At 72.7% G+C, this 19,324-nt stretch carries 18 protein-coding genes and 1 pseudogene; 7 read left to right on the forward strand and 12 right to left on the reverse strand.

What is annotated here, in order from left to right:
* Positions 1 to 4 precede the first annotated feature (4 nt).
* Entirely contained in the window at positions 5 to 403 is a 399-nt protein-coding gene (locus tag ABD296_RS11695; protein WP_344264843.1) for a rhodanese-like domain-containing protein, read from the reverse strand.
* 135 nt (positions 404 to 538) lie between these two features.
* On the opposite strand from ABD296_RS11695, the gene ABD296_RS11700 reads away from it, so the two are divergent.
* The 3 genes from ABD296_RS11700 (at position 539) to asnB (ending at position 4,146) form a co-directional block, all read left to right on the forward strand.
* Positions 539 to 1,003 carry an RrF2 family transcriptional regulator gene (locus ABD296_RS11700; RefSeq protein ID WP_344264845.1) on the forward strand — a complete coding sequence of 155 codons (465 nt, stop codon included), beginning with the start codon at positions 539 to 541 and terminating at the stop codon, positions 1,001 to 1,003.
* A complete protein-coding gene (locus tag ABD296_RS11705; protein ID WP_344264847.1) occupies positions 1,000 to 2,214 on the forward strand; it encodes a globin domain-containing protein in 1,215 nt (404 codons plus the stop codon). The genes ABD296_RS11700 and ABD296_RS11705 overlap by 4 nt, the downstream gene beginning before the upstream one ends.
* A 129-nt stretch (positions 2,215 to 2,343) precedes the next feature.
* Positions 2,344 to 4,146 (forward strand): asparagine synthase (glutamine-hydrolyzing), encoded by a 1,803-nt coding sequence (gene asnB / locus ABD296_RS11710; RefSeq protein ID WP_344264849.1) that lies wholly within the window; start codon positions 2,344 to 2,346, stop codon positions 4,144 to 4,146.
* 54 nt (positions 4,147 to 4,200) lie between these two features.
* Here asnB and ABD296_RS11715 read toward each other — a convergent pair whose 3' ends face one another.
* The 6 genes from ABD296_RS11715 to ABD296_RS11740 all read right to left on the reverse strand — a co-directional run bounded on the left by ABD296_RS11715 (position 4,201) and on the right by ABD296_RS11740 (position 9,670).
* Entirely contained in the window at positions 4,201 to 4,728 is a 528-nt protein-coding gene (locus tag ABD296_RS11715; protein ID WP_344264851.1) for a hypothetical protein, read from the reverse strand.
* Positions 4,725 to 5,171 carry a hypothetical protein gene (locus ABD296_RS11720; protein ID WP_344264853.1) on the reverse strand — a complete coding sequence of 149 codons (447 nt, stop codon included), beginning with the start codon at positions 5,169 to 5,171 and terminating at the stop codon, positions 4,725 to 4,727. The genes ABD296_RS11715 and ABD296_RS11720 overlap by 4 nt, the downstream gene beginning before the upstream one ends.
* A gap of 57 nt (positions 5,172 to 5,228) precedes the next feature.
* Positions 5,229 to 6,005: a hypothetical protein gene (locus ABD296_RS11725; RefSeq protein ID WP_344264856.1), complete on the reverse strand. Its 777-nt coding sequence runs from the start codon at positions 6,003 to 6,005 to the stop codon at positions 5,229 to 5,231.
* Positions 6,006 to 6,033: 28 nt separating this feature from the next.
* Entirely contained in the window at positions 6,034 to 6,477 is a 444-nt protein-coding gene (locus ABD296_RS11730; RefSeq protein WP_344264859.1) for a hypothetical protein, read from the reverse strand.
* Between the two features lie 32 nt (positions 6,478 to 6,509).
* Positions 6,510 to 8,066, reverse strand: a complete 1,557-nt coding sequence (locus tag ABD296_RS11735; protein WP_344264862.1) for a phenylacetate--CoA ligase family protein — start codon at positions 8,064 to 8,066, stop codon at positions 6,510 to 6,512.
* Between the two features lie 74 nt (positions 8,067 to 8,140).
* A complete protein-coding gene (locus ABD296_RS11740; protein ID WP_344264867.1) occupies positions 8,141 to 9,670 on the reverse strand; it encodes a pyridoxal phosphate-dependent decarboxylase family protein in 1,530 nt (509 codons plus the stop codon).
* A 427-nt stretch (positions 9,671 to 10,097) separates the two neighbouring features.
* Here ABD296_RS11740 and ABD296_RS11745 point away from each other — a divergent pair, with 427 nt between their 5' ends.
* A complete protein-coding gene (locus ABD296_RS11745; protein ID WP_455363855.1) occupies positions 10,098 to 12,902 on the forward strand; it encodes an FAD-binding and (Fe-S)-binding domain-containing protein in 2,805 nt (934 codons plus the stop codon).
* Here ABD296_RS11745 and ABD296_RS11750 read toward each other — a convergent pair.
* Positions 12,871 to 13,611 carry an IclR family transcriptional regulator gene (locus tag ABD296_RS11750; RefSeq protein WP_344264871.1) on the reverse strand — a complete coding sequence of 247 codons (741 nt, stop codon included), beginning with the start codon at positions 13,609 to 13,611 and terminating at the stop codon, positions 12,871 to 12,873. The genes ABD296_RS11745 and ABD296_RS11750 overlap by 32 nt on opposite strands.
* 102 nt (positions 13,612 to 13,713) lie before the next feature.
* Here ABD296_RS11750 and ABD296_RS11755 point away from each other — a divergent pair, with 102 nt between their 5' ends.
* From ABD296_RS11755 to dmpG, 3 genes are read left to right on the forward strand one after another with little or no spacing between them, the layout of a single operon-like run.
* Complete coding sequence (locus ABD296_RS11755; protein ID WP_344264873.1) at positions 13,714 to 14,511, forward strand: 2-keto-4-pentenoate hydratase; 798 nt, start codon at positions 13,714 to 13,716, stop codon at positions 14,509 to 14,511.
* A complete protein-coding gene (locus ABD296_RS11760; RefSeq protein ID WP_344264876.1) occupies positions 14,508 to 15,455 on the forward strand; it encodes an acetaldehyde dehydrogenase (acetylating) in 948 nt (315 codons plus the stop codon). Before ABD296_RS11755 ends, ABD296_RS11760 begins: the two co-directional genes overlap by 4 nt.
* A complete protein-coding gene (gene dmpG, locus ABD296_RS11765; RefSeq protein WP_344264879.1) occupies positions 15,452 to 16,486 on the forward strand; it encodes a 4-hydroxy-2-oxovalerate aldolase in 1,035 nt (344 codons plus the stop codon). Before ABD296_RS11760 ends, dmpG begins: the two co-directional genes overlap by 4 nt.
* 11 nt (positions 16,487 to 16,497) lie before the next feature.
* Here the strand turns inward: dmpG and ABD296_RS11770 are convergent, their stop codons facing one another.
* The 4 genes and pseudogenes from ABD296_RS11770 to ABD296_RS11785 all read right to left on the reverse strand — a co-directional run bounded on the left by ABD296_RS11770 (position 16,498) and on the right by ABD296_RS11785 (position 19,321).
* Complete coding sequence (locus tag ABD296_RS11770; RefSeq protein ID WP_344264881.1) at positions 16,498 to 17,172, reverse strand: HAD family hydrolase; 675 nt, start codon at positions 17,170 to 17,172, stop codon at positions 16,498 to 16,500.
* Positions 17,173 to 17,363: 191 nt separating this feature from the next.
* The gene (locus tag ABD296_RS11775) at positions 17,364 to 18,476 is read right to left on the reverse strand and encodes an NDMA-dependent alcohol dehydrogenase (protein WP_344264883.1); all 1,113 of its coding nucleotides are present in this window, start codon (positions 18,474 to 18,476) and stop codon (positions 17,364 to 17,366) included.
* Positions 18,477 to 18,705: 229 nt separating this feature from the next.
* A pseudogene (locus tag ABD296_RS11780) lies at positions 18,706 to 19,044 on the reverse strand (SDR family NAD(P)-dependent oxidoreductase); the annotation flags it as partial.
* 46 nt (positions 19,045 to 19,090) lie between these two features.
* Positions 19,091 to 19,321, reverse strand: coding sequence for a ferredoxin (locus ABD296_RS11785; protein ID WP_344264886.1), 231 nt, complete (start codon positions 19,319 to 19,321; stop codon positions 19,091 to 19,093).
* Between the last annotated feature and the right edge of the window lie 3 nt (positions 19,322 to 19,324).

The following is a 19,324-nucleotide window of genomic DNA, read 5'->3' on the forward strand; positions in this document are numbered from 1 at the left end:
GAGCTCAACCCGCGCTGTCACTCCCCGCCGTGGCCGGCAGGCCCGCCGCGCGCCACGCCTTGAAGCCGCCGACGACGTCGGTGGCGCGGACCAGGCCGAGGTCGTGCAGCGACGCGGCGGCCAGGCTGGAGGTGTAGCCCTCCGAGCAGAACACGATGACGCGCACGTCGTGCCCGGTGGCCTGCGGCAGCCGGGCGCGCGACCGCGGGTCGAACCGCCATTCCAGGACGTTGCGCTCGACGATCAGCGCGCCGGGGACCTCGCCCTCGGCGGCCCGCTGCGCGGCCGGGCGGATGTCCACCAGCACCGCGCCGTCGCGGGCCGCGGCGTGCGCCGCGCCGGGGTCGAGCCGTTCCAGCCGCTCGCGGGCGGCGGCGAGGATCTCATCGATGGTGCGAGGCATGCCCCCAAGAATGGCACCAGATTTCCTACTGAGCGAGTCGGCAATTGCGTGCCCGCCCGGTCGCGGCGGGTGGTGTGGCGAGGCGCACACCCTTAATAGGACTTTCAGATTCCGATTCAAACCTAGGATCGGGCCGTGCACCTGACCCACTCCACGGACCTGGCGCTCCGCGCGCTGATGCTGCTCGGAGCCCGAGACGAGCGCCGCTCGGCGGCCGACCTCGCGGCCCGGCTGCGGGTCCCGCCGCAGCACATGGCCAAGATCGTCCAGCGGCTGCGGCGGCACGGCCTGGTGGAGACCGCGCGCGGCCGGGGCGGCGGCGTCGTGCTGGCCGCCTGTGCCCCCGGCACCTCCGTCGGGGAGATCGTCCGGGTCCTGGAGGGGCCCGGCGAGGTGGTCGACTGCGACCACCCGCCGTGCCCGCTGCGCGGCGGCTGCCGGCTGCGCGGCGCCCTGCGCGCGGCGCAGGAGGCGTTCCTCGCCTCGCTCGACCAGGTGCTCCTGCGCGATCTGGTGTCCGATCCCCCCGAACCGATCCTGCTGTCCCTGGCGTCGCCGGCCCCCGCCGGCGCGCCCTCCGAGCCAGAGGAAGGCACATGATGCTCTCGTCCGACCATGCCGCGACCGTGCGCGCCACCATCCCCGCGGTGGCGGCGCACGGGGCCGAGATCACCGGCGAGTTCTACGACGCGATGTTCGCCGCCCACCCGGAGCTGCTGCACCTGTTCAACCGGGGGAACCAGGCCAACGGCGAGCAGCGGCGCGCCCTGGCCGGGGCGGTCGCCGCGTTCGCGCAGCACCTGGTGAGCGAGGAGTCCGCGGCCCCGTTCCAGCAGATGCTGTCGCGCATCGCCCACAAGCACGCCTCGCTCGGCATCCGCCCTGAGCAGTACACGGTCGTCGGCCGGCACCTGCTGGAGGCCGTCGCGAAGGTGCTCGGCGACGCGGTGACGCCCGAGGTGCACGCCGCCTGGTCCGAGGTGTACTGGCTGTTCGCGACGCTGCTGATCGCTGAGGAGGCCCGGCTCTACCAGGACGCCGGCTGCTCCGCCGGCGCCGCCTACCGGACGTGGCGCGTGGTGGACCGGGTGGACGAGGCGGAGGACGTCGTGTCGCTCGTCCTCGAACCGGCCGACGGCGGGAAGGTGCCGGCGCACCGTCCCGGCCAGTACGTCAGCGTCGCGGTCACGTTGCCGGACGGTCTGCGCCAGCCCCGGCAGTACACGCTGTCGCGCGCCGCGGGGAACGGCGTCCTGCAGATCACGGTCCGCCGTGTGCGCGCGGAGGACGCCTCGCCGGCGGGCGCGGTGTCGACGTTCCTGCACGAGGCGGTGCGGCCCGGCGACGAGTTGGAGATGTCCGCGCCGTTCGGCGACGTGGTGATGGAGGACGACGGCGACCCGCTCGTCCTCATCAGCGCCGGGATCGGCATCACGCCCGCCGCGGCGATGATCGACCACGTGGCGGCCGGGCGGCCGGGCCGGCGCGTGCTGGCGGTGCACGCCGACCGCAGCGTCCGGACACACGCGCTGCGCGCCCAGATCGCCGAGGCCGGCGCCCGGATCCCCGGCTTCCGGCAGATCACCTGGTACGAGGACCTCGACGGCGCGGGCAACGACGCAGACGCGGACGTGCGGCCGGGCCGGGTCGACGTGGCCGCGCTGCCGCTGCCGCCGAAGGCGCGGGTGTTCATGTGCGGGCCGATCCCGTTCATGCGGGCCGTCCGGCGCGGGCTGATCGAGGCGGGCGTGTCCGAAGAGCGCGTCCACTACGAGGTGTTCGGGCCCGACCTGTGGAACGGGGCCGCCTGACCGGCGGGCCACCGGTTCCGGCGCGATGGCAAGGGCGGGCGGCGGTGAGGTTCGTTACAGATTTGTTTCCTGTCAAACGCGGTAAGGAAGGACGGTTAGCTGTACGACGCACATGTCAGAAGGGACATTATGTGCGGCATCACCGGATGGGTGGACTACGAACGGGACCTCACCAGGGAACACGCGACCGCGCTCGCGATGACGCGCACCATGGCCCTGCGCGGGCCCGACGATGAAGGGCTCTGGACGAGCCCGCACGCCGCGCTCGGCCACCGCCGCCTCGCCGTCATCGACGTCGAGGGCGGCGTCCAGCCGATGACCGAGGGCCCCGCCACCCTCGTCTACAGCGGCGAGACCTACAACTTCCACGAACTGCGCCGCGACCTGGAGGGACGCGGCCACCGGTTCCGGACCCGCAGCGACACCGAGGTCGTCCTGCACGCCTACCTCGAATGGGGCGCGGAGTTCGTCGAGCGCCTCAACGGCATGTACGCGTTCGCGCTGTGGGACGCCCGCCGCGAGGAACTGCTCCTCGGCCGCGACCGCATGGGCATCAAGCCGCTCTTCTACGCTCCCACGCAGAACGGCGTCCTGTTCGGCTCCGAGCCCAAGGCGATCCTCGCCAACCCGCTCTTCGACGCGCGGGTCGACGAGGAGGGCCTGCTGGAGCTCCTCACCAACGCCAAGACCCCCGGGCACGGCATCTACAAGGGCATGTACGAGGTCGTCCCGGGGCACACCGTCACCGTCTCGCGCAGCGGCGTCACCGACCGCCGGTACTGGGCGCTCACCGCCCGCGAGCACACCGACGACGTGCCGGCGACCGTCCGGCACGTCCGCGAGCTGCTCGACGACATCGTCGAGCGGCAGCTCATCTCCGACGTCCCGCTGTGCACGCTGCTGTCCGGCGGGCTGGACTCCAGCGCGCTCACCGCCCTCGCGGACCGCGCCCTCGGCCGCGACCACGTCCGCTCCTTCGCGGTCGACTTCGTCGACGAGACCGGCGGGTTCGTCCCCGACGAGATGCGCGAGACGGCCGACGGGCCCTACGTCCACGACGTCGCCGCCCACGTCGGCTGCGACCACGCCGACGTCGTCCTCGGCAACGACCAGCTCGCCTCCCCCGAGGCGATGCGCACCGTCCTGCGGGCCCGCGACCTGCCCGCGATGGGCGACATGGACAGTTCCCTGTACCTGCTGTTCGCCGAGGTCCGCCGGCAGTCCACGGTCGCGCTGTCCGGCGAGTCGGCGGACGAGGTGTTCGGCGGCTACCGCTGGTTCCACGACCCCGACGTGGTCGGCGCCGACGCGTTCCCGTGGACGTCCGCCGCGCTCGGCCAGGGCCTGGACCTGCTCGACCCGTCCCTGCGCGGCGACGCCGACGCCTACCTGCGCGACCGCTACCACGAGGCGCTCACCGAGGTCCCGCACCTGCCGGACGCCTCGCCGCGCGAGCGGCGCATGCGGGAGATCTGCCACCTGCACCTCACCCGGATGGTCCGGCTGCTGCTCGACCGCAAGGACCGGATGAGCATGGCCGTCGGCCTGGAGGTCCGCGTCCCGTTCTGCGACCACCGCCTGGTCGAGTACGTGTTCAACACGCCGTGGTCGCACAAGACCTACGACGGCCGCGAGAAGAGCCTGCTGCGCGGCGCGGTCGCCGACGTGCTCCCCGACTCCGTCGTCCGGCGCCGCAAGAGCCCCTACCCCGCCACCCAGAACCCCGGCTACGAGCGGGCCGTCCGCGAGCGCCTGCGCGCCGTCGCCGCCGACTCCTCCGCTCCCGTCCACGACTACCTCGACCTCGACGCGGTGAAGACCGCGCTCGACCGGCCCGTCGGCAAGGCCAGCATCCAGCGCGACCGCGTCCCCATCGAGCGCGCGCTGGCCATCAGCGACTGGCTCGCCGAGTACCACCCCGCGGTCGCCTGATCCGCAGCCGGGCGGACCGGGCCGGCGCGGTCGGCCCGGTCCGCCCGGCCCGGTTCACACCGGAAGGACCCGCAGCGACGCGTGGTTCACGGTGTTCAGGTAGAGCTTCTCCTTGGTGCCGTCCTGCTCCAGCTCCAGGACGAGGCGGTAGCGGTACAGCCCGGGACTCGCGGTGCTGAGCACGGCGCCGGCCCAGTAGTAGTAGATCGACGTGTAGGGCGACCGCATCAGGTCGGGCATTCCGTAGATCTTGAGCTCGGTCATGATGCGCCGTTCGGCGACGTCCTCCTCGTCGCCCCGCTCGGTGTCCAGGAACACCAGGTTGTTGATCTTCGGCATGGGCGGCCAGGTGCCGTCCGGCCGCTTGTGCATCGCGATCGGCCGGATGATCCAGTTGATCACCTGGCCCTGCTTGCAGATCGTCTCCAGGTGGTCGGTGCCCTGCCCGACCCCGCCGACGCTGTTGTCCATCATGTAGAGGGCGTCGTCGAGCGAGCCGGTCTCGGCGGCCCGCTCCATGTTCACCAGCGTGACGACGTTGAGCTGGACGGAGTTGAGCTGGCCGCGGGTCTCGGTGGTCATCGGCGCTCCCTCCCCGCGGCCGCCTGCCCGACCAGGGCCGGCGACGACACGGCGTACGGCTCGGTGACGGTGCCGAGCCGGAACTTCAGCCGGTACGGCACGGGCTCGGTGACGTGCCGCTTCACCGTCGCGGTCCAGTAGGCGATGTCGGTGTTGGGGTAGGTCTTCCGTTCGGGCGTGCAGACCTTCTCGTCGATCACGATCTCGTCGAGGGCGGCGTAGGTCTCGCATTCCAGGACGACGACGTTCCAGATGATCCGGTCGCCGGAGCGCACGCGGGTGCGCAGGTCGAGGGTGCCGAATCCGGTGGACCCCTCGGCCTTGTTGGTGTCGTACAGGTACAGGTTCCCCTCCAGGGTGCCGGAGGCGAGGGCGGCGACCGGGTCGACCACCGCGGTGATCGACACGGGCCGGGACTCGGGCGGCTTGGCCTTGCTGGGCATCGGCTCTCCGTTTCGGGCTCGGGCGGCGAGGCTCGGGCTGCGGGCGGACGTCGGGTCTCAGGGGATCGGCAGGACGCCGAGCCCCGCCCCGGTGAAGGCGTTGCGCTTGGGGTCGCTGATCACCTTGACGGCGGAGTCGCAGGTGTAGTCGACCGGCTCCCAGGCCGGTTCGCCGTTGCGCCACACCAGCTCGTGCAGCTGGATGTGCATCGTGTAGCGGTAGGTGCCGGGGCGGGAGGTGTCGACCGACGCGGCCCAGTACCAGCCGTCGGACACCATGTCCGGCGAGCCGTACTGCGCCGGGTACATGACCTTCTCCTCCACGGCCGGCCCGGTGATGTCGGTGATGACGGGGTTGGGGTGGTTGTGGGCCTGTCCCTCGGCGGTGACGACGTTGCCGGTGACGTCGAGGATCTTCCCGGCGGCCGGGGTGCGGCCGCCGCGGCGGCGGGTGCGGGCGCCGACGCGGCGCCGCAGCCCCTCCAGCTCGGCGGCGGTGTCGACGGACGGGTCCTCGGCCCGGTCGGCGACGCCCGCGATCTCCTCCAGCGCCTCCTGGTCGGCGGCCTGCGCCCGGTCGGCGTGGTAGCTGCGGGGCACGGTCGGCGGGATGGAGCCGAGGCTCGAGGGCAGCCAGTTCAGCACCTGCTCGGTGGCCTGCGAGCCGTCCGACCAGTACGTGCCGGGGCAGATGGTCACCAGGTCGGGGGTGCCCTGGCCGGTGGAGCCGAGGAAGCTCATGTTGTCGAAGAGGTAGACGTTGCCGGTCAGCGCCCGGGACTGGAGCGCGTTGGCGATGTCGACGAGGACGATGATCCCTTGCTGCTGGGCCATGGGGCCGCCTTCCGGGTCGCGGGTCGGATCACGCGCACATCAGCGCGGGCGTGTCGATGTGCAGGAGGCTGTCGCGGCCCTCGTGCATCTGCACCTCCAGCCGGTACCGGTAGGGCACACCGCGCACGAGGTGGGCGGGGACGATCCCCTCCCACACCTTGAGGTCGAGGTTCTCGTGGCCGCCGTCCTGCGCCTCCCAGGCCGGTGCCCGCTCCGCCCCGGCCGCGCCGGTCCCGCCGGGCGGCAGGAAGGTGATCGCGGAGATCTCGGCGGTCGTCTGGACGTCGATCGCGATCGCGGTCCACTGGACGACCTGTCCCGGCATCACGACGGTGCACAGCTCGGTGGTGCCCTGCCCCCGGCTGCCGAAGGACCCGTCGTCCACCAGGGAGAGGTTGCCGTTGTGCAGGGTCTGGTCGGACAGGGCTCCGACGGCGTCCACCAGGACGACGATGTTGACGTGGGGATTCACTGGTTCTCCTGTTCTGGGCTGCTTGCCGCACGTCACCCCCGGTCGCGGACCAGGGGGACCTTGCCGACGGCCGTCCGCTCGATCTCGGGGGACGACCGGTGTACGAACGCGAGGTGGAAGCGGTAGCCGGTGCGCTCGACCGCCGCCTGGGTGGCCTCCCGGTCGTTGAACAGCGACAGGGAGCGGGGCAGCGCGCCGGCGAACACCCGCTGGACGCCGGCCGGGCCGAGCGCGGCGGACACCGCGTGCGCGAGGCCGTCGGGGTCGTCGACCGCGGCGAGCAGCGTGATCGACTTGCATTCGCGGTGGTTGACGAACTGGAGGTCGTGGGCGGCCTCGTCCAGGTCGACGCCGGTCGCCTTGCGCAGGTCCTCCCGGACGGCGGCGTAGGCGAGCGCCGCCGAGTACTGGCTGTCGCCGATGTGCAGCACGTCGCCGGTACGGCCGGCGAACTCGAACCGGCCGGTCTTCAGGCCGGGCCCGTCGAGGGCGGGCCGGCGGACCATCCGGTCGCCGAGCTTGAGCCGCAGCAGCGGCGCCTCGTGCGCGTGCAGCCGGGTGACGACCAGCTCGCCCTCCTCGCCCTCGGCGACGGCGCGGCCCGACTCGTCGACGATCTCGACCAGGTGCAGGCCCGGCACCGAGGCCAGCCAGGGCGAGTCGTCGTCGAGCTGGAGCCCGATCGTCTCGGCCTGGGTGGCGGCGAAGTAGCTGAGGATGGCGACGTTGGGGTAGACCGCGCGCAGCTCGGCGCGCTTGCGGTGCGGCAGCACACCGCTGCCGTACATCGCGACGCGGAAGCTCTCCCGCGCCTCCCGGCTCAGCCCGGCGCCGAGGTCGCCGAGGATCGCGATGCCCGCCGAGATCCCCATCATCGCCTTGGGGCCGGGGTAGGAGAACATGTGCTCCAGCACCGGCGCGGTGACGGGCCCGGCGCCGATGTAGTTGACGCCGGGGACCTGCTGCAGGACGCCGCCGACCATCGTCCCGCTACTCCACATCTGGTAGTCGGCGAGGTTGGTGAACAGCCACTTCGGGTCGCCGCCGGCCAGGTGGTCGCGGAGCTGGTAGGTGCCCATGAAGGCGCCCGCGATCCGGTAGGTGTCGCGCAGCTCGCGCAGCGAGTAGACGATCTCCAGCGGCAGCCCGTCGCTGGTGCCGCCGCTGGCCACCACCTCGAACCCGCCGTGGCCGAGCGGCACGACCATGCCGGGGCGCGCGCCCATGAACATGTCGCGCTGGACGGTCTTGTCCGACAGCGGCACCCGCTCCCACTCCTCGTAGGTGGCGGGCGGGCCGGTGACTCCGGTGGCGGCGAGCCGCTCCCGCCACAGCGGGTTGAGCAGCACCGTGTTGATCATCTGGCCGAGGCGGCGGAGGACCAGGGCGTCCTGGATCTCGTGCGGGGTCTCGCTGTAGGGGACGCCGCAGATCCGCTCGCATTCGCGCATCTTGCTCGCGAAGGAGGGCAGCGCCGGGACGTCGTCCACCGACCAGGGCCGCATCTCCTCCTCGGGGATCAGCCGCGCCGCCAGTTCCGCGCCGTCTCCGGGTGATCGCCCGGGTGGGGCGAGGATCATCGAGGTCATAGGTGCTCTCCTGTTCGTCACGGGTTCGTGATGCCGGGTCTTGCGAGAGATGTCCTGCGGGGACGGGCGGGCCGTCAGGCGAGGTCGTCGTCGCGGAGCAGGCGCTCGCCGGTGGTCCTGATCTCGGCGAGGAGCATCCGGAAATGCTCGGCGCTCACCTGGTGGTTCATCAGGACGACGCGCAGGGCGGCGACGCCCCGCACGTTCACCTTGGAAATGAAGAACCGGCCGGCCAGCCTGACCTGTTTCCTGATCCGCAGTTGGAGGCGGTGGACCTGGTCCTCGCCTATTCCTTGCGGGCGGTAGCGGAAACAGAGAATGTTGGCTTCCGGCTGGTGCAGGGTCTCGAAGTCGGGTTCCTCGGTAAGGACGCCGTAAGCCTCATTCGTGGTGCGGCACAAATGCTCGATCTTCTCGGCGAACAGCGCGCGCCCGTACATCGCCCAGAGCGTCCACAACGGCATGATCATCGGGCGTTTCGTGCATTCGACGTTCCTGTCGCCGCTGTCGAACTCGCAGTGCGCGTCCGGTTCCTCGTCGAAGACGTAGCTGGCGACGCGGCGCTGGAAGGCGCCGGGCGCGTCCTGCGCGTTCCGGTAGAACAGCATCGTGCAGGGCGCCGGGACGAACATCAGCTTGTGCGCGTCCCAGGTCAGCGAGTCGGCCTTCTCGATGCCGCGCAGCCGGTGCCGCAGCGCGTCGGAGACCAGGAGGCTGGCGCCGTGCGCGCCGTCCACGTGCAGCCAGATGCCGCGCCCGGCGGCGATGCCGGCCAGCTCGTCGATCGGGTCGAAGGCGCCGAGCGCGGTGGTGCCGGCCGACGCCACCATGCAGAAGACCTCCAGGCCGCGGCGCTCGGCGGCGGCGAGCACGGCGGGCACCCGGCGGGCGGCGATCCGGCCGCGCCGGTCCAGCGGGAGCCGGACGATCCGGGACTCGCCGATGCCGAGGATGCCGGCCGCGCGGGTCACGCTGTAGTGCACGTCCTCGCCGACGGCGATCGCCGGGCGGCCGCGGCCGCGGTGCTCGCCGCGCGCCCAGATGCCGGGGCAGGCGCGGTTGCGGGCGGCCAGCAGCGCGGTGAGGTTGGCCAGCGAGCCGCCGGACGTGGTGACCATCGCGAACCGGCCCGGCTCCCAGCCGATGAAGCGGTTGAGCTCGTCGGCCATGATCCGCTCGGCGGTGATCGGCAGCTGGCCGGCCTCGTAGTAGGACGACGGCTGGTTGACGACCGAGCCGACGAAGTCGACCACGCCGGCCAGCGGGACGGTGCCGGAGAACTGCCGGCCCATGTAGCCGGGCGAGTGCACCTGGATCCCGGTGCGGACGTAGAGGTCGACGATCGCGGCGAGCCGCTTGTCGTCGAAGTCGGCGATGGTCTCGCGCTCGGTGGTCATGAGCGCCCGCGCGGCCCGCGACAGCGCGCCCGGGTCGGACAGGTCCAGGCCGCGGACCGACAGGTCGGCCAGATGCGACTCCAGCCGCGCGACGACCGCCTCGGAATTCCTTCGGAAGAGCGCCGGATCGAACGCGGCGAACAGCGACTCCTTCGCCTCCGCCGAGTGCGGATAAGACGGCGGACATTCTTCCGACACGTCGGTCACGTTGTCGTCCTCCATTTGTCTGACCACTGAGGAAACTCACCTGACACGGGCGAGTGTAGGCAGAATTCAACGTGTGCAACAAGGGCATGTAGTGCTAACCGTCGGGACACCGCCTCCTTTGGCCGCCCAACTCCTTGATCAGTTCTGAATGCCTGCTTTGTCGTATTTAAACGACCGTTCTCCGAAAAGGGGCCGCGGTGAGCGGCCATCGGGATTCGCCCGGCGCGGCCACGCCGGGCGCCGGGCGCGACCCACCCGGCGCCCGGTCACCGCGACCGGGGCGGCGCGGTACTACCGTCGTCCGCAAGGCGCCGCCGCGGGCGGCGGTCCAGGCGAAGGGGCGGATGTGAGCGATCACGGCGGTCTCGTGGAGGCACTGCGGCGCGCCGGCGTCGGCGGCGTGGACGACTCGGCGCTGGCCCGGTCGATGTACTCCTCGGACGCCTCGCTGTACCGCGTCGCGCCCCAGGTGGTGGTGACGCCCCGGGACACCGAGGAGCTGCCCGCGGTGCTGGCGGTCTGCCGGGAGTACGGGGCGCCGCTGACGATGCGCGGCGCGGGCACGTCCATTGCGGGCAACGCGGTCGGGCCCGGTGTCGTCGTGGACGCGAGCCGGCACCTGAACCGCGTCCTGGAGATCGACCCGGACGCCGGGACCGCCCTGGTCGAGCCCGGGATCGTCCAGGCGCGGCTGCACCAGGTCGCCGGCGCGCACGGGCTGCGGTTCGGGCCCGACCCGTCCACCCGGACGCGCGCGACGCTCGGCGGGATGATCGGCAACAACGCCTGCGGGTCGCGGGCGCTCGGCTACGGGCGCACCTCCGACAACGTGCTCGGCCTCGACGCCGTCACCGGTTCCGGGGAGCGGCTGCGGCTCGGCGACGTCCCGGGACCCGCCGCCGGCGGCCCGCTGCTGGAGCGGCTGCGGGACCTGGTCGGCGGGCATCTCGCGCTGATCCGGACCGAGTTCGGGCGGTTCGGCCGGCAGGTGTCGGCCTACTCCCTGGAGCATCTGCTGCCGGAGAAGGGCTTCGACGTCGCGCGGGCGCTGGTCGGCACCGAGGGGACCCTCGCGGTGACGCTGGCGGCGCGGCTGCGGATGGTCCGTGAACCCGCCTGCAGGCTGCTGGTCGTGCTCGGGTACGGCTCGATGGCGGAGGCGGCGGACGCCGTCCCAGCGATCCTGCCGCACGGCCCGGTCGCCTGCGAAGGGCTCGACTCCCGGATCACGAACGTCGTGCGGGACCGGCGCGGGCCGGACGCCGTGCCGCCGCTGCCGGACGGATCGGGCTGGCTGCTGGTGGAGCTGGCCGGCCCGGAGATCGGCGCGCTGCGGGAGACCGCGCGGCGCGTCGTCGCCGACTCGGCGAGCGCCGGCTCGATGCTGGTCGAGAACATGACGCTGGCCGACGCGCTGTGGCGGATCCGCGAGGACGGCTCGGGCCTGGTGGCGCGTACCCCGGACGGCAGGCAGGCGCACGCCGGTTGGGAGGACGCAGCCGTCCCGCCGGAGCGGCTCGGCTCCTACCTGCGCGAGTTCGAGGCGCTCCTCGGCGAGCACGGCCTGTTCGGCGTCCCGTACGGGCACTTCGGCGACGGATGCGTGCACGTCCGCATCGACTTCCCGTTCGACCGCCCCGGCGGCACGCGCGTCTTCCGCGACTTCCTGAACGACGCGGCGGCCCTCGCGGCACGGCACGGCGGCACGATGTCCGGTGAGCACGGCGACGGGCGGGCGCGCGGCGAACTGCTACCCCACATGTACTCCCCCGAGGCGCTCGCGCTGTGCGCGCAGGTCAAGGACCTCTTCGACCCCGATGACCTGCTGAACCCCGGGATCATCGTCCGGCCCGCGCCCGTGGACGCCGACGTGCGGATGGCGGGCATTCCCCCGGTCACCCGCGCGCAACTGCCGACGCTGGGCCTGGCCTACCGCCACAACGGCGGCGACCTGTCGCGGGCCGTGCACCGCTGCACCGGCGTCGGCAAGTGCCGCGCCGACAACACCGGGACCGGCGGGGTGATGTGCCCCTCCTACCTGGCCACCCGCGAGGAGAAGGACACCACGCGAGGGCGGGCCCGCGTCCTGCAGGACGTCGTGTCCGGCCACCTCGGCCCGGACGGCTGGAAGACCCGGGCCGTGCACGACGTGCTCGACCTCTGCCTATCCTGCAAGGGGTGCGCGTCCGACTGCCCCACCGGAATCGACATGGCCTCCTACAAGGCCGAGGCCCTCCACCAGCGCTACCGGCGCAGGCTCCGCCCCCGTGCCCATTACGCGCTGGGATGGCTGCCCCGCTGGACGCGCCTGGCCGCGAAGGCACCGGCCGCAGTGAAGCTGATGAACACCGCGATGCAGTCGCAGGCGCTGCGCCCGCTCGTCGCCTGGAGCGCCGGCATCGACCGCCGCCGCTCACTGCCCGCGTTCGCGCCGGTGACCTTCCGCCGCCGGTTCGCCTCCCACCGCAGCCCCGCCGGCCGCAACGGCGACGTCGTCCTGTTCGTCGACACCTTCACCGACGCCTTCTCCCCCGACGTCGCCGACGCCACCGTCAAGGTCCTCGAACACGCCGGCTACCGCGTGGCCGTCACCGAACGGCCGGTGTGCTGCGGCATCACCTGGATCTCCACCGGGCAGCTCGACGGCGCCCGCGCCCAGCTGCGGCGCACCGTCCAGGCCCTTCTGCCGCACGTGCGGCGGGGAGCCCGGGTCGTCGGCATGGAACCGTCCTGCACCGGCGTGCTCCGCTCGGACGCCGAGGAGCTCCTGCGCGGCGCCGACGCGGCCGCCGCCCGCGAGGTCGCCGCCGCGACCCGCACCCTCGCCGAGCTGCTCGCCGAGACGCCCGACTGGTCGCCGCCCGACCTGACCGGCGTCACCGGGGTCGCACAGCCGCACTGCCACCACCACGCCGTCATGGGCTGGAACAAGGACGCCGCCCTGCTCAAGGACGCGGGCGCCGAGGTCGGCAGGCTCGGCGGCTGCTGCGGCCTCGCCGGCAACTTCGGCGTCGAGAAGGGACACCACGACGTCTCCGTCGCGATCGCCGAACACGCGCTCCTCCCCGCCGTCCGCGGCGCCGCCGAGGACGACGTCGTCCTGGCCGACGGCTTCAGCTGCCGCACCCAGCTCGACGACCTCGCCGGCCGCCCCGGCGAGCACCTCGCCCAGCTCCTCGCCCGCCACCTCCCCGGCGAGGTCAGCGGTGCGCGAGCGTCCGGGAGAGGGTGAGCGCGGCGGTGTGGACGGCGGGGGCGACCGCGGCCAGGCGCATGCGGTTGGACCAGCCGGACACCGACAGCGCGCCGATCGCCTCGCCGTCCGGGCCGAGGACGGGGCTGGCGGCGCACAGGATGCCGTTGCCCGACTCCTCCCGGTCGTAGGCGACGCCCTCCTCGCGGATCCTGGCCAGCTCCCGGGTGAACAGGCCGGGCGCGACGACCGTCCGCTCGCCGACCTTGACCAGCCCTGCGTCCAGCACCCGCTGGACGACCTCGGGCGGCGAGAACGCCAGGATCGCCTTGCCGACGCCGGTGGCGTGCGCGGGCAGCCGCCCGCCGACCTGCGACGGCATCTTCGGCGCGTCGGAGGCGCCGAGGATCTCCACGTACACGACCTCGGCGCCCTCCAGGACCGCGAGGTGCACGGTCTGCCGCGTCGCCTCCCGCAGGTCGGACATGTAGGGCACGGCCGCGTCCCGCAGCACGCGCTGCCGGGGCACCCGCTGGCCGATCTCGAACAGCTTGAGGCCGAGCCGCACCCGGGGGCCCTGCCGCTCCAGCAGGCCCGCCTCCACCAGGTCGAGCGCGATGCGGTGCGCCGTCGAGCGCGGCAGGCCGCTGCGCCGCGCCAGCTCCGCCGCGCCCAGGCCGTCGTCGTCCGCCCGGAAGGCGGTCAGCACCGCGACGGCGCGGCGCAGGAAGGTGTCGTCGGACGGCATGGCCTCACTGTAGAAGACGTGTCCCACCACGCGGGACGACCGCGTTGCCGGGACGGCCTCCGGCGCGGAAGGCTCGGCGCAGAGACAACGAAAGGAACGGCCATGGACCCGGGTTCAGTGGAGAAGGCCGCGACGGCTTTGCTCGACGCGTACGCCTCCGGCGTCCCGATCCCGCCCCTGACCGCGTCGCACCCCGACATGTCGGTGGACGACGCGTACGCGATCCAGCGCGCCCAGTCGGACGCGTGGACCGCCGCGGGCGCCCGGATCAAGGGCCACAAGGTGGGCCTGACGTCGGCCGCGATGCAGCGCCAGATGGGCGTGGACCAGCCGGACTTCGGGATCCTGCTCGACTCGATGTTCCTGCCGGAGAGCGCCCCGATCGACGCGGGCCGGTTCCTGCAGCCCCGGGTGGAGCCGGAGGTCGCGTTCGTGCTCGGCCGGCCGCTGTCCGGGCCGGGCGCGACGGCCGCCGACGCGGTCGCCGCGGTGGAGTACGTGCTGCCCGCGCTGGAGGTCATCGACTCGCGGATCGCGGACTGGAAGATCACCCTCCCGGACACGATCGCCGACAACGCCTCCAGCGGCGGCCTGGTGCTCGGCACCCGGCCGGTCCGGCTGGGCGACCTCGACCTCGCGCTGATGGGCTGCCTGCTGCACCGCGACGGGAACCTGATCGACACCGGCGCGGGCGGTGCGGTGCTGGGCTCGCCGATCAACGCGCTGGTGTGGCTGGCCAACGTGCTGGGCGAGCGCGGCATCGCGCTGGAGGCCGGGCACGTGGTGCTGCCCGGTTCGATCACCGCGGCCGTCCCGGTCGCGCCAGGAGAGACGCTCACGGCGACGTTCGCCGGGATCGGTTCCGTCACCGCACGGTTCGGAAAGGAGGAGCGCGAATGAGCGAAGCGACCCGGGGGGCGCGGGGGGTCGTCCCCCCTCGAGAAGGCACGGGCAAGCTGACGGCCGCCATCGTCGGGCCGGGCAACATCGGCACCGACCTGCTGGTCAAGCTGAAGCGCAGCGAGCTGATCGACGTCCACTCGATGGTCGGGGTGGTCCCGGAGTCCGACGGCCTGGCCCGCGCCCGCGAGATGGGCGTGCCGGCGTCGGCGGAGGGCGTGGACTGGCTGCTGGACCAGCCGACCCTGCCCGACCTGGTGTTCGAGGCCACGTCGGCGAAGGCGCACCTCGCCAACGCCCCGCGCTACGAAGAGGCCGGGATCACCGCGATCGACCTGACGCCCGCCGCCACCGGGCCGCTGGTGTGCCCGCCGGTGAACCTGGACACGCTGTCGGACGTGCCGAACCTCAACATGATCACCTGCGGCGGGCAGGCGACGATCCCGATCGTGCACGCGGTGTCGTCGGTCGTCCCGGTGCCGTACGCGGAGATCGTCGCGTCGATCTCCTCGCGGTCCGCAGGTCCCGGCACCCGGGCGAACATCGACGAGTTCACCGAGACCACGGCGCGCGCGATCGAGCAGGTCGGCGGCGCGGCCCGGGGCAAGGCGATCATCATCCTGAACCCGGTCGACCCACCGATGATCATGCGGGACACGGTGTTCTGCGCGATCCCGTCCGACGCCGACACCAAGGCGATCGCCGCGTCGATCGAGAAGATGGTCGGCGAGGTCGCCACGTACGTCCCCGGGTACACGCTGCGCGCGGAGCCGCAGTTCGACGGGCCCAGCGACCTGTGGAACGGGATGGCGCGCGTGGCGGTCTTCCTGGAGGTCCGCGGGAACGGCGACTACCTGCCGCCGTGGGCCGGCAACCTCGACATCATGACCGCGGCCGCCGCCCGGGTGGGCGAGCAGCTCGCGCGCAGGAAGGCCACCTCATGACCGAGCAGACCGCAGAGAAGATCAGGATCACCGACTCGACGCTGCGGGACGGCAGCCACGCGATGGCGCACCGCTTCACCGAGGAGCAGGTCCGCGGCGTCGTGCACGCGCTGGACGGGGCGGGCGTCGAGGTCATCGAGGTGACGCACGGCGACGGCCTCGGCGGCTCGTCCTTCAACTACGGCTTCTCGCTGGAGGACGACGTCAAGCTCGTCGCCGCCGCCGTGGACGAGGCGACGCAGGCGAAGATCGCGGTGCTGCTGCTGCCGGGCCTCGGCACGGTGAACGACCTGAAGATGGCGCACGACGCGGGCGCGCGGGTGGCGCGGGTCGCCACGCACTGCACCGAGGCGGACGTGTCGCTGCAGCACTTCGCCGCGGCCCGCGAGCTCGGCATGGAGACCGTCGGGTTCCTGATGCTGTCGCACCGGGTCGGCCCGCAGGAGCTGGCGAAGCAGGCGCGGATCATGGTGGACGGCGGCGCGCAGTGCGTGTACGTCGTCGACTCGGCGGGCGCGCTGGTGCTCGGCGACGCGCAGGAGCGGGTCAGCGCGCTGGTCAAGGAGATCGGGCACGAGGCGCAGGTCGGCTTCCACGGCCACCAGAACCTCTCGCTCGGCGTCGCGAACTCGGTGCTGGCGCAGCAGAACGGCGCCCTGCAGATCGACGGGGCGCTGTGCGCGCTCGGCGCGGGCGCGGGCAACTCGCCGACCGAGGTGCTGGTCGCGACGTTCGAGCGGCTCGGCATCCCGACCGGCGTGGACGTGCAGGGTGCGATGGCCGCCGCGGACGACGTGGTGAAGCCGTTCCTGCACCGGCTGCCGTTCGCGGACCGGGGCGCGATCACGCAGGGCTACGCGGGCGTGTACTCCAGCTTCCTGCTGCACGCCGAGCGGGCCGCGGAGCGCTACGGCGTGCCGACGCACGAGATCCTGCAGAAGGTCGGCGAGGCCGGCTACGTCGGCGGCCAGGAGGACATGATCATCGACGTGGCGCTGCAGCTCGCGGCCGAACGCGAGCGCGCCTCCTGATCATGACCTGATCAGGTCCGGGAGCCCGCTCCGGCGAGCGGGCTCCCGTCCAGATCGCCGAGGAGGGCGCGGGGGTCGTCGTAGACGGCCGCCGCGCCCGCTTCCTTCAGCTCGTCCCGGCTCCACCCGCCGCTGAGGACGCACACGCACGGCATGCCCGCCCGCGCGGCGGCCTCGACGTCCCAGCGGGTGTCGCCGACGAACACCGCGCGCGACGCGGGGACGCCGGCGCGCTCCATCGCCAGCTCGACGAGGTCGGGGGACGGCTTGCTCGCCTCCACCTCCGAGGACGACGTGGCCTCGTCGATCGCGTCGTCGGCGTCGAGCGCGGCGCGCAGCGCCTTCAGCTCGGGCTCGGCGGCGGAGCTGGCCAGCACCACCCGGCTCCCCCGCCCGTGGCATGCGCGCAGCAGGTCGGCGGCGCCGTCGAACGGCTTCAGCCGCGTCCAGTACTGCGCGTAGAGGGCGCTGTGCGCCGACCGGATCGCGTCGTCGGCGTCGGGGTCCCGGTCGTCCGGGAGCAGGTGGTCGAGCAGCTTGTCCGACCCCATCCCGATCGCCCGGTGGACGTTCGCCATCGGGACCGTGTGGCCGTACTGCAGGAACGCCTGCCACCACGTCGCGGCGTGCAGGTAGTTGGTGTCGACCAGCGTTCCGTCGACGTCGAAGAGCACCGCATCGATCATGCCGGGGCCCTACCCGCGCGCGGGCGGGAGAACCGGTGCCGGCCGCAACCCTAGGGCGCGCGAGCGGCCGGCACCGGATCGACTCGGAGTCTAGGCGCTTATTGGCGGAGTGACAATAGCTATTGGCGCAGCGCCAACAAAGGAACCGCCCCGCGGCCGGGGCCGCGGGGCGGTGCGGAGCGGGCGGCGCGTCAGTGCTCGTGCACGATCACGCCCCGGATGTTCTTGCCGTCGCGCAGGTCCTGGTAGCCCTCGTTGACCTGGTCGAGCGTGTACCGCCTGGTCACGAGCGCGTCCAGGTCGAGCTTGCCCTGGTCGTACAGGCGCAGCAGGCGCGGGATGTCGTACTGCGGGTTCGCCGACCCGAACAGCGACCCCTTGATCGTCTTCTCGAAGAGCGTCAGGACGGCGCCGGACACGTGGATCGTGAGCTTCTCCGGATGCGCGAGCCCGGTCACCACCAGCGTGCCGCCCTTGCCGGTCACGTTGAACGCGGCGCTCACGACGTCCTCGTCCACCACGCCGACCGTCACCAGCGCCTGGTCGGCGCCCTGCCCCCAGGTCAGCTCCATCACCTTGGCGAGCGCCTCGTCCGCGTCGCCGAAGGCGTGCGTGGCGCCGAGTTCGAGGGCCTTCTCGCGCTTGAACGCGATCGGGTCCACCGCCACGATGTTGGCCGCGCCCGCGTGCCGGGCGCCCTGGACGGCGTTGATGCCGATGCCGCCGATCCCGAACACCACGACGGTGTCGCCGGGACGGACGCCGCCCGCGTACACCGCGCTCCCCCAGCCGGTCGGGACGCCGCAGCCGACCAGCACCGCCGTCTCCAGCGGCAGCCACTCGTCGACCTTCACCACCGAGTGCTGGGAGATCGTCGCGTACTGGCTGAACGTGCCGATCATGCACATGGCGCCGAAGTCCTCGCCGCCGCCGTGGAAGCGGAACGTCCCGTCGGGCATGTCGCCGTTCAGGATGGTGGCGCCCATGTCGCAGATGCTCTGCCGCCCGGTGGAGCAGTAGCGGCACGTCCCGCAGCTGGGGATGAAGCTGCACACGACGTGGTCGCCCGGCGCGACCTTGGTGACGCCGGCGCCGACCTCCTCGATGACGCCGGCGCCCTCGTGCCCGCCGACGATCGGGAACCGCGGCACCAGATCCCCGTCGGTGAGGTGCAGGTCGGAGTGGCACAGGCCGGCCGCCACGTAGCGGATGAGGACCTCGCCGTCCTTCGGGCCGTCCAGGTCGAGCTCGGTGATCTCGAATGGCTTGCCGGGTCCCGCGAGTACTGCTGCCCTGGTCTTCACGCGCCTGACCTCCCGGATCGCGGTCCATGGGTGGGATACACCACAACGTAACCCCGCGATCCTCCGCCGCATAGGGCGCGAACCGGGCGGGACGGGCGAGCGGCGTCCCGCCCGGCCCGGTCAGTAGCCGGGGCCGCTGAGCAGACCCCCGTCCACGAGGATCTCGGTCCCGGTGCAGTGGCTCCGTCGCGATCCCGCCGGGGTGGATCGAGTTGACCCGGATGCCGAACCTGCCGAGCTCCTGGGCGCCGGCCTTGGTGATGCCGCGGACGCCGAACTTGCTCGCCGCGTACGCCGACAGTCCCGCCGCCGCGTAGCCCTCGATCGAGGACGTGTTGACGATCGAGCCGCCGCCCGCCGCCTTCATCGGCCCGACCACCGCCCGCATCCCGAGCCACGGGCCGACCAGGTTCACGTCGAGGACCTGCTGCAACTGCTCGCGCGTCATGTCGGTGAGCAGCCGGTGCCGCAGGATCCCCGCGTTGTTGACCAGCACGTTCAGCTTTCCGAACCGGTCGACGGCGGTCGCGACCGCGCGCTCCCAGTCGTCCTCGCTCGTCACGTCCATCGGGACGAACACCGCGCCGGTGGCCGCCGCTTGCCATCCCCACCCCTCACTCCGGGTTCTCGATCCGCACCAGGCCCTCGGCGACCGCCCATTCGATGGACGCGCGCAGCGCGCCGCAGTGCGGGATGCGGGCGCCGGGCTCGCCGGCCGCCACCCGCGGGGCGATCTCCCCGCAGGCGGCGCCGGCCGCGGCGGTCCACTGCACGCTCGTGTGCGGCGGGCTGTTCTTCTCGGCCAGGACGCGGGCCCCGCACGCCCGGCAGTCGACCGGCTGCATCCG

It is taken from the genome of Actinomadura napierensis (genome assembly GCF_039529375.1).
GTDB classification, from domain to species: domain Bacteria; phylum Actinomycetota; class Actinomycetes; order Streptosporangiales; family Streptosporangiaceae; genus Spirillospora; species Spirillospora napierensis.

What these genes read in the sequence shown, in the direction of transcription:
- ABD296_RS11695 (WP_344264843.1), bottom strand. Translation starts at nt 403, where the DNA reads ATGCCTCGCACCATCGATGAGATCCTCGCCGCCGCCCGCGAGCGGCTG.
- ABD296_RS11705 (WP_344264847.1), top strand. Translation starts at nt 1,000, where the DNA reads ATGATGCTCTCGTCCGACCATGCCGCGACCGTGCGCGCCACCATCCCC.
- asnB (WP_344264849.1), top strand. Translation starts at nt 2,344, where the DNA reads ATGTGCGGCATCACCGGATGGGTGGACTACGAACGGGACCTCACCAGG.
- ABD296_RS11715 (WP_344264851.1), bottom strand. Translation starts at nt 4,728, where the DNA reads ATGACCACCGAGACCCGCGGCCAGCTCAACTCCGTCCAGCTCAACGTC.
- ABD296_RS11720 (WP_344264853.1), bottom strand. Translation starts at nt 5,171, where the DNA reads ATGCCCAGCAAGGCCAAGCCGCCCGAGTCCCGGCCCGTGTCGATCACC.
- ABD296_RS11725 (WP_344264856.1), bottom strand. Translation starts at nt 6,005, where the DNA reads ATGGCCCAGCAGCAAGGGATCATCGTCCTCGTCGACATCGCCAACGCG.
- ABD296_RS11735 (WP_344264862.1), bottom strand. Translation starts at nt 8,066, where the DNA reads ATGACCTCGATGATCCTCGCCCCACCCGGGCGATCACCCGGAGACGGC.
- ABD296_RS11745 (WP_455363855.1), top strand. Translation starts at nt 10,098, where the DNA reads ATGTACTCCTCGGACGCCTCGCTGTACCGCGTCGCGCCCCAGGTGGTG.
- ABD296_RS11750 (WP_344264871.1), bottom strand. Translation starts at nt 13,611, where the DNA reads ATGCCGTCCGACGACACCTTCCTGCGCCGCGCCGTCGCGGTGCTGACC.
- ABD296_RS11755 (WP_344264873.1), top strand. Translation starts at nt 13,714, where the DNA reads ATGGACCCGGGTTCAGTGGAGAAGGCCGCGACGGCTTTGCTCGACGCG.
- ABD296_RS11760 (WP_344264876.1), top strand. Translation starts at nt 14,508, where the DNA reads ATGAGCGAAGCGACCCGGGGGGCGCGGGGGGTCGTCCCCCCTCGAGAA.
- dmpG (WP_344264879.1), top strand. Translation starts at nt 15,452, where the DNA reads ATGACCGAGCAGACCGCAGAGAAGATCAGGATCACCGACTCGACGCTG.
- ABD296_RS11770 (WP_344264881.1), bottom strand. Translation starts at nt 17,172, where the DNA reads ATGATCGATGCGGTGCTCTTCGACGTCGACGGAACGCTGGTCGACACC.
- ABD296_RS11785 (WP_344264886.1), bottom strand. Translation starts at nt 19,321, where the DNA reads ATGCAGCCGGTCGACTGCCGGGCGTGCGGGGCCCGCGTCCTGGCCGAG.